Origin of the sequence: Ensifer sp. ENS11, assembly GCF_014851895.1 — a bacterium.
GTDB classification, from domain to species: domain Bacteria; phylum Pseudomonadota; class Alphaproteobacteria; order Rhizobiales; family Rhizobiaceae; genus Ensifer; species Ensifer canadensis.
Window position 1 is genome coordinate 25,402 of sequence record NZ_JACVAN010000036.1, and the last position, 7,150, is coordinate 32,551.

The window sequence follows — 7,150 nt, forward strand, 5'->3', positions numbered from 1 at the left end:
TTTGCGCCCTCAGTGATAGGCGGTGCCGGCAATGTACTCGTGCATCGCCTGTTCATTGCGCAGCGCTTCTTCGAGCCGGTGCTTGACCACGTCGCCGATGCTCACCACGCCGACAGGCGCGCCGCCTTCCATGACCAACACATGGCGCGTGCGCCAATTGGTCATGATCGCCATCACAAAGGGCAGCAGATCCTCTGTCGAGCACGTCGCCACATTGCGGTTCATGATATCGGCGACACGCATCGTGGGCGCCCCGTTTCCGTATTCAGCCACTGCATTGCAACAGTCCCGTTCTGACAGCGTGCCCAGGCATTCCCCGGGCGAACGGCTGACGACCACGAAGCCGATATTGTTCGCTCGAAACAGCCGCAGGACTTCTTCCATCGTCTGATCCGGCGTAACCGAGATGAGGTTGGGAGACTTGGTTTTCAAAATTTGGCAGACATGCATCTGAGCCTCCTGTCTGCGCGCTCCGGCTTGGCGGCGGACGCGCACTCACGTTTGCCGGATATTCCGCCACCAGTTGTACCCCTGCAGTTCGCTCGTCTCGACCAGAACGTCCCCGTCGGTGTTCAGGTGCGCCGCGACCACACCGCCGCCGGTCGTCGCCTTGCCCGGCTTGGCAAGCAGATCGTCACGCCCGATCACCAGGTCACGCGAGGAAAAACTCGAGAATTCGTATTGCTGGCCAAGCGCGATCGCGTCCGCTGGGCAAGCGTCCTCGCATAACCCGCAGAATAGGCATCGGGCCGTGTCGATCTCAAATTTTGCCGGCCGACGGTTGCCCTTCTCGTCTTCGTAGGGAACGACTTCGATGCAGTAGCAGGGACAGATCCGCGCGCAGAGTTCGCAGGCCACGCATTTGATCTCGCCCTGGTCGTCGCGCTTCAGGAAATGGTGCCCGCGGTAACGCGAATAAGGCAACCATTTTTCCTTGTCCGGATACTGCATGGTCACGGATTTGGAGAACATGTAGCCGAATGTCAGAGCCAAAGCTTTCGCTAGATCGGCGAAGAACACCCAACCGATCCATGTTCCAACTCTGTCTCCTGCGTGCGACATCGCCGCCCCGCTACGGAGCCCCTGCGGCTCCCAAAAGAACACCGGTTATAATTATGTTCGCCATCGACAGAGGAAGCAAGACTTTCCATCCGATGGCCATCAGCTGGTCGTAGCGATAGCGTGGGAAAGTGAAGCGGAACCATATGAATACATAGATGAAGAAGGCGACCTTGAGCACAAACCAGAGAAGCGGCGGCAAGGGTAGCAGCACGCCGTTCCAACCGCCGAAGAACAGGATCACCACCAGCACCGACACCAGCAACACAATGGCGTATTCGCTGACCATGAAGAATGCAAAGCGGATGCCGCTGTACTCCGTGTGGAACCCGGCCCCCAGATCGCCTTCCGCTTCCGCCAGGTCGAAGGGAATGCGCTGCGCTTCGGCCAGCCCGGCGACGAAGAACACGAAGAAGCCGACGGGTTGGTAGACGATGTTCCAGACATCGGCTTGCGCCCGCACGATCTCGAGCAGGCTCATGGATTGCGCCAGCATGACCACGCCGATGACCGCGAACCCCATCGGGATCTCGTAGCTGATCATCTGCGCGCAGGTCCTGAGACTGCCCAGGACAGCATATTTGCTGTTGGCGGCCCAGCCACCGAAGATGACGCCGTAGACTTCGATCCCGATCACCGCGAAAACGAAAAGCAGCGCCACGTTCATATTGGAGACGTAGAGCGTAATTTCGGTGCCGAGGACCGAGACGGTTTCGCCGAAGGGGATCGCGACGAACACCACGAAGGGGGGGGCAAGCGCCAGGATCGGCGCCAGTTTGAAGAGGAAGCGATCGGCCTCGGCCGGGATATGGTCCTCTTTGGTTAACAGCTTGATACCGTCCGCCAGCGGCTGCAGCAGCCCGTGCCAACCCACGCGCATTGGCCCCATACGCTGCTGGATGTGACCGGCGACCTTGCGCTCCACCCAGGTCAGCGGCAAGGGCAGCAGTAGCAGGATCGCAATCAGAAATGCGACCTTGAAGACGATCAGGCCAAGAGCGACGATAAGTTCCATGATCAGCGGCTACTTATTCATCGGGTTGAAACGACGCCCGGACGTTGGCTCGCGCGATAGGTTGAACACTACGCTTGCCAAGCTTTACGGTACAGCGGCGATGCATTACTTGCAAAGCGGAAATCATTTCCGCATCGCTATTGGGCGCTTAGCGCAAACGACTTCACTCAAAACTTGAATTCAACTGGGTCGTACAAGTCGCAGCGCAATCAGCTTCTGGCAGCATAGTGCCTGTCGGCGCCGGCTCCTCCAAGATCGATGCGCGAGGCCTTCTCCCGTGGGCGAACCTTTCGTTGTCGATCTCAGGGCTTGCACAGAGCTCAACCGCCCGGCTCAGAACGACCGTGGGGCCGGATCCAGAAGCTTCACGCTTCCGCCTGTAACTTGATGAATTGCGCAGGTCCGCCGCACGGTGCCGTTCTTTTCGAAGCGGAATGCCGCCGCTGCGCCGATGAAGCCGTTCGGGGAACGGATGTTCTCCTGGTTGATGGCGTCTTCGCCCTGGGTACGGACGAGACCGGCTGCAAGCGCAATGATGTCGAAGCCATAGGCCGCGTCGGGGCTGGCAGCACGCTCGTAGCGGTCGAGATAGCGCGACGTCATCCGCGAACCGTTCTCCGGACCGAAGAGACAGAGATGACTTCCGGAAAGCTCTGGGCGCTTGTATGCGGCCGCGCTCCAGCCGGAGCTTCCAACGACCATCGCGTTCGGTTTCAGATAACCGTTGGCCTTGAGTTGCGACAGCGCGCCGACGTCGGAGTCTCCAGCACCGACCAGGATCACTGCATCGACGTCCTTTAGCTTGGCCTTGGTGGCCGCGTCGGCGGAAAACGCGGTCGCGCCTGTCACAGCAACGAGGACCGGCTTGATGCCATAGCCGGCAAGCTCGCGCTCGAGCCTTTGCCGCTCGGCGGCAGAGACATCGCTCGGCAAAAGCACGACAAGCCGCTTATGGCCGGAAGCCACCGCGTATGACGCGCCCTCGACGGCGCTGTCGATGCGGTCGGATACGAAGGCGAAGGTGCCTGTCGGCCGCTCGGCGCCGTTGTCGCGTAACACCAGCAGTGGCGCGCGAGCATTGCCGAGGCCCTGGCGGAAGGTGCTGACCGGCACTTCAGCAACGGAAACGGCAACAAGCGCGACGTTCTGGCCGGCGAGCCGTTTCGCCGCGTCCTGGATCTGCTGTGGTGAGCCGTCGGTATTCTCGACCAGCAGCGAGAGCTGGCCACCGCCAACCTCATCCACGGCGAGCGACGCGCCATCCCGGATGTCACGTTCGCGCACCGTTTCTCCGGTCGGCGACATGAGGGCCGTGATGAGCGCGATCCGGGTCGCGCCGCTGCCGAAGGTTTCCTGCGGTTTCGCCGCATGTTCGGCCGCGCGCCGGGCATGCATCGCCTGCGGTGATTCCACGTCGAGCACGTCTTGAGGGGTGGGGGTGCCCTGGCAGCCGGCAAGCACGCCGAGCGCGAACATGCAAAGGGTTAGCCATTGCCGACGAGGCGACACACACGTTGCTGATGAAATGACAGCGCGAGACATTGTCGATCAAACCGCCTGTTTCAGTTCATGAAGCGCCGCATTTTTGCGTGGAAGCAGTCGCACTTGGCGAGATAGTCCTCGTCGCGCCAATTGGCTCGAAGGTAACCGTAGGCCTTGCCACAAGCGACCTTGGTCTCGGACGCCCAAACGAAAGCGGGGCGCGTCGAGAAAATCCAGCGCGGATCATCGGCAACAGCGATCGCCTCGTCCATGCGCGACACGACCTCCTTCGTCAACGTGGCGACGTTCTCCTCGACTGTCAGCGAGGATTGGCTAAGCTCGGTGCACTGTCTGGCAACCGGTGCATAGTCGACGATGAGATCGGCCGCGAAACCTGAAAAGGGCATTAGAGCGACGATCGCGCCCGCCAGTATGCTTCTGATCATGAAAAAGATTCCCCCCTGGAATATGCGGTTCCCGGATGATTGCCGAGAACCGCGGAGCTGTCGAGATCGACTTTGCGTTTAAGGAACGTCTTGTGTCTTCGGCGCACCGTTTTCGTTGAACAGGACCTTCACCACCTCGGTCGACACCTGGAAATCTTCCAGTACGGCGACCGTGTGCCAACCCGAAGCATTGCCGGCACTGCCGTCCGTGTCGACCTGCAGGTTGGCATTCTGGCCATCCTGCACGACCTGGACAAAATTGCCGTCGAGGTTCGTTCCCGATGGTAGGTTGCCCAGAAGGTCGGACAGGTCGACGGTGTCGCCCTCGCCGTAGTTGTAGTCGGTTATGACGTCGTCGATGCTAAGCTGCACGGAGTCGGAGCCAATCACGAAGGTATCGCCGCCCGCGCCGCCAGTCATGGTGTCTGAACCCGTGCCACCGTAGAGCGTGTCGTTGCCGCCGCCGCCGTAGAGAGCATCCGCACCACCCTCTCCATAGAGTGAGTCATTTCCGGTACCGCCTGCAAGATAGTTGGCTGCCGAGTTGCCGTGTAGAAAGTCGTTGTCGGAGCCGCCGATCAAGCCCTCGATGCTCGTCAGCGTATCACCCGCCGCGTCACCACCACCAATCGACCCCTCCGGACGGTTGCCGGCGGTCGCAACCGACGAGGCATTACCGCTCTCGTCAAGATTGACGAACACTGCTCCGGTGCTGTCGGTATAGTCGGCGATGTCCTTACCGCCCGCGCCGTTGATGGTGTCCAGCTTCGTGCTGCCGGCAATGGTGTCGTTGCCAGCCCCGCCTGTCAGCGACGGGAAGTTACCGGCTCCATTCGACGCCTCGACATCGATGGAGAGCGGGCTTGATGATGTTACATCACCATCGCCATCCACTGCGGAAATCGTGAAATCAAGGTGCTGGTCCTGCGGCAAGACGTTCTTGGTGAAGGTCGCGGCCGAGAACTGTGCTCCTTGTCCGCCCACACTGCCTCCGGTGACCTGCAGCGTATTGAAGCTGATCACTGGGTCGATGAGGAAGCTGCCAGTGGACGTGATCGATATCGAGCCACTGGCGGTTTGACCTGTCGAGGTGTTGGTGGCAACCCAATTATACGTTCCACCGCTTCCATTCACCGAGTTCACGGTCAGCGTCACCGCATCCACGAAGTTCGCGTTTGTGCTTGGCGCATCATTGAAGTTCGGCACCCCCCCAACGTTGTGGAATTCCATGGTGAACGCTTCGCCCGCGCCGACGAATGTATTGCTGACGCCAAAACCGTTCTGATTGGAGTTGATACCGTCGGGGCTCGAGAATTCAATTTGCCCGTCGGACGTTTCACGCCAGTTCGGGCCGCCGGACGGCAAGCTTTGCGTTGAATAAGTCGTGCTGGTGCCCGCATTGGGACTAACAAGGTTGAAAGCATATGTTCCATCGCTGCGCACATCCAGCGTGAAGACAGTTGGGGCCTGCTGAGGACCCGCTCCGTCCGGATCGGCTGCGGTTGCCGTCAATCTGGTTGTCGTGACACCATTGACGGTCGTTGTCGAAAGCGGTTGATAGGTCAGGCCCGGGACCGCCGTTAGGCCGGCAATATTGAAGTTCGCGATGCCATCAGCTCCCGGCTGCAGGGCAAATGTCCCCGTCACCGAGCCTACCTGATTGGGGATGATCGCCGACATGAACTGGCCCAGTACAGACGCGTCGTCGACAATCGAGATCACCAAATTGCCCGCCGGCGCAGCGTCGCCGTCAGCATCGGTCACCACGACCGCAAAGTTCGCGGATGTGTTATTGCCCGACGTGTTGTCCAGCAGCGTGTAGCTGTAGACTACCGACCCGGCCCCGGTGACCGTATTGTAGGTGTAATGTGCGGTCAGCGCGCCCGTCGCATCGACGAAAGTCTGCGGCGACGTCGTCAGTGCATGGCCGCCCAGCGTGATCGTCGAGACGCCATCCTTCGACGCGAAGCTGATCGTACCGCCCGTTGTCTCCGACGTGTCGGAATTGTTGCCGGCATTGCCGTCCGCTGCCTCGCCTGTTCCGGCCGATTCGAGCCCGCGCGTTGGCAGGCCCTTCTCATAGACGACGGTGCCTGCGGAGCCCGCACCTGGGATCGACACCGTCGGCGTCCCATCGCCAATGCTGACCGTCAGCGTCGTGTACGACAGGTCGCCATCGCTGTCTTTCACCGTATAGGTGAACACGTCATCTACGCCGCCGGCCGAGCCTAGATTGCGTACATAGGTGTAACCGCCATTCGCACCTAGGGTCAGCTTGCCGTAAAGGCCATCGATCTGAGTGTTGAGCGTCAGAGGGCTATCCAAATACGCACCGCTGTTGCCGGCGGCGACGCCAACCACAGCGGCTCCATCCGCACCAAGCGCATCCGCCCCAGCATTCGTTGTGCCGGCTCCGGTGATCACATTGCCCGTGGCGGGTGTGAAATCACTGGCTGCCACACTATCCAGATCCGCAACTGCCGTCGCAACGTCGTCGATGATCTCGACATTGAGCACGGCGCTGTTGGTCGAGCCGTCCTCGTCCGTCACCGCCACGGTGAAGTTGTCGAACACGCCGCCATCGGGACCGGCCGAAGTGTGCCCCGTGCTGTTGTCCTGCAGCAGATAGCTGTAGGTGAAGGTCGCACCGGTCACCACGCCGTTGACCGTGGTCGGTGTGTAGCCGGTGATCGTCAGCAGCCCGAGCGCCGTGTCCACCGTCTGGTTGGCTGTGAACACGCCAGCCGTCACCACCGCAGTGCCGTTCACTGTCAGCCCGGCAAGCCCGTCCGGCGTCGTCACCGAGAAGCTGCCGGTCTGCGTCAGTGCCGCGGCATCCGGCGACGAACCGTCCGGGAGATTTTTCTCGTACATCGTCACTTCGGTGCTCGACGACAGCCCATTCACGCTGACACCGTCGTTGGTGCCGGTGATCGTGATGGTAACCGTCTGCGTCGCCGTGCCGCCATGGCCGTCATCGACGGTCACGTCGTACTTCTGCGTCAGCGTCTCGCCTGCATTCAGCGAGTCCAGCACGCTGTCTGCAACCTGGAAGGTCCAGCCGACCGAGTCGCTCGCCTGGTTCAGCGCGCCGAGTGAGAAGGAGCCCAGATAGCCGCCGCCCTGTGCGGTGAAGGTGGCGCTGTGG

General features: G+C 60.9%; 6 protein-coding genes. All 6 read right to left on the bottom strand.

Features of this window, described 5'->3' with window-relative positions:
* Window positions 1-9 precede the first annotated feature (9 nt).
* Entirely contained in the window at window positions 10-450 is a 441-nt protein-coding gene (locus IB264_RS33465) for a CBS domain-containing protein (RefSeq protein ID WP_057217299.1), read from the bottom strand.
* 45 nt (window positions 451-495) lie between these two features.
* A complete protein-coding gene (locus IB264_RS33470) occupies window positions 496-1,062 on the bottom strand; it encodes an NADH-quinone oxidoreductase subunit I (RefSeq protein ID WP_057217297.1) in 567 nt (188 codons plus the stop codon).
* A gap of 10 nt (window positions 1,063-1,072) precedes the next feature.
* Window positions 1,073-2,074 (bottom strand): NADH-quinone oxidoreductase subunit NuoH, encoded by a 1,002-nt coding sequence (gene nuoH, locus IB264_RS33475; protein ID WP_084815454.1) that lies wholly within the window; start codon window positions 2,072-2,074, stop codon window positions 1,073-1,075.
* Between the two features lie 333 nt (window positions 2,075-2,407).
* Window positions 2,408-3,550 (bottom strand): ABC transporter substrate-binding protein, encoded by a 1,143-nt coding sequence (locus tag IB264_RS33480; protein WP_158071740.1) that lies wholly within the window; start codon window positions 3,548-3,550, stop codon window positions 2,408-2,410.
* Window positions 3,551-3,636: 86 nt separating this feature from the next.
* Window positions 3,637-4,002: a hypothetical protein gene (locus tag IB264_RS33485; protein WP_057217293.1), complete on the bottom strand. Its 366-nt coding sequence runs from the start codon at window positions 4,000-4,002 to the stop codon at window positions 3,637-3,639.
* Between the two features lie 78 nt (window positions 4,003-4,080).
* On the bottom strand, window positions 4,081-7,150 hold a 3,070-nt coding region (locus IB264_RS33490), incomplete at its 5' end, for a type I secretion C-terminal target domain-containing protein (RefSeq protein ID WP_192435222.1).

Bases quoted from the DNA above. Each gene is read 5' to 3' on its own strand.
- nuoH (WP_084815454.1), bottom strand. From the start codon at position 2,074: ATGGAACTTATCGTCGCTCTTGGCCTGATCGTCTTCAAGGTCGCATTT.
- IB264_RS33470 (WP_057217297.1), bottom strand. From the start codon at position 1,062: ATGTCGCACGCAGGAGACAGAGTTGGAACATGGATCGGTTGGGTGTTC.
- IB264_RS33480 (WP_158071740.1), bottom strand. From the start codon at position 3,550: ATGTTCGCGCTCGGCGTGCTTGCCGGCTGCCAGGGCACCCCCACCCCT.
- IB264_RS33485 (WP_057217293.1), bottom strand. From the start codon at position 4,002: ATGATCAGAAGCATACTGGCGGGCGCGATCGTCGCTCTAATGCCCTTT.
- IB264_RS33465 (WP_057217299.1), bottom strand. From the start codon at position 450: ATGCATGTCTGCCAAATTTTGAAAACCAAGTCTCCCAACCTCATCTCG.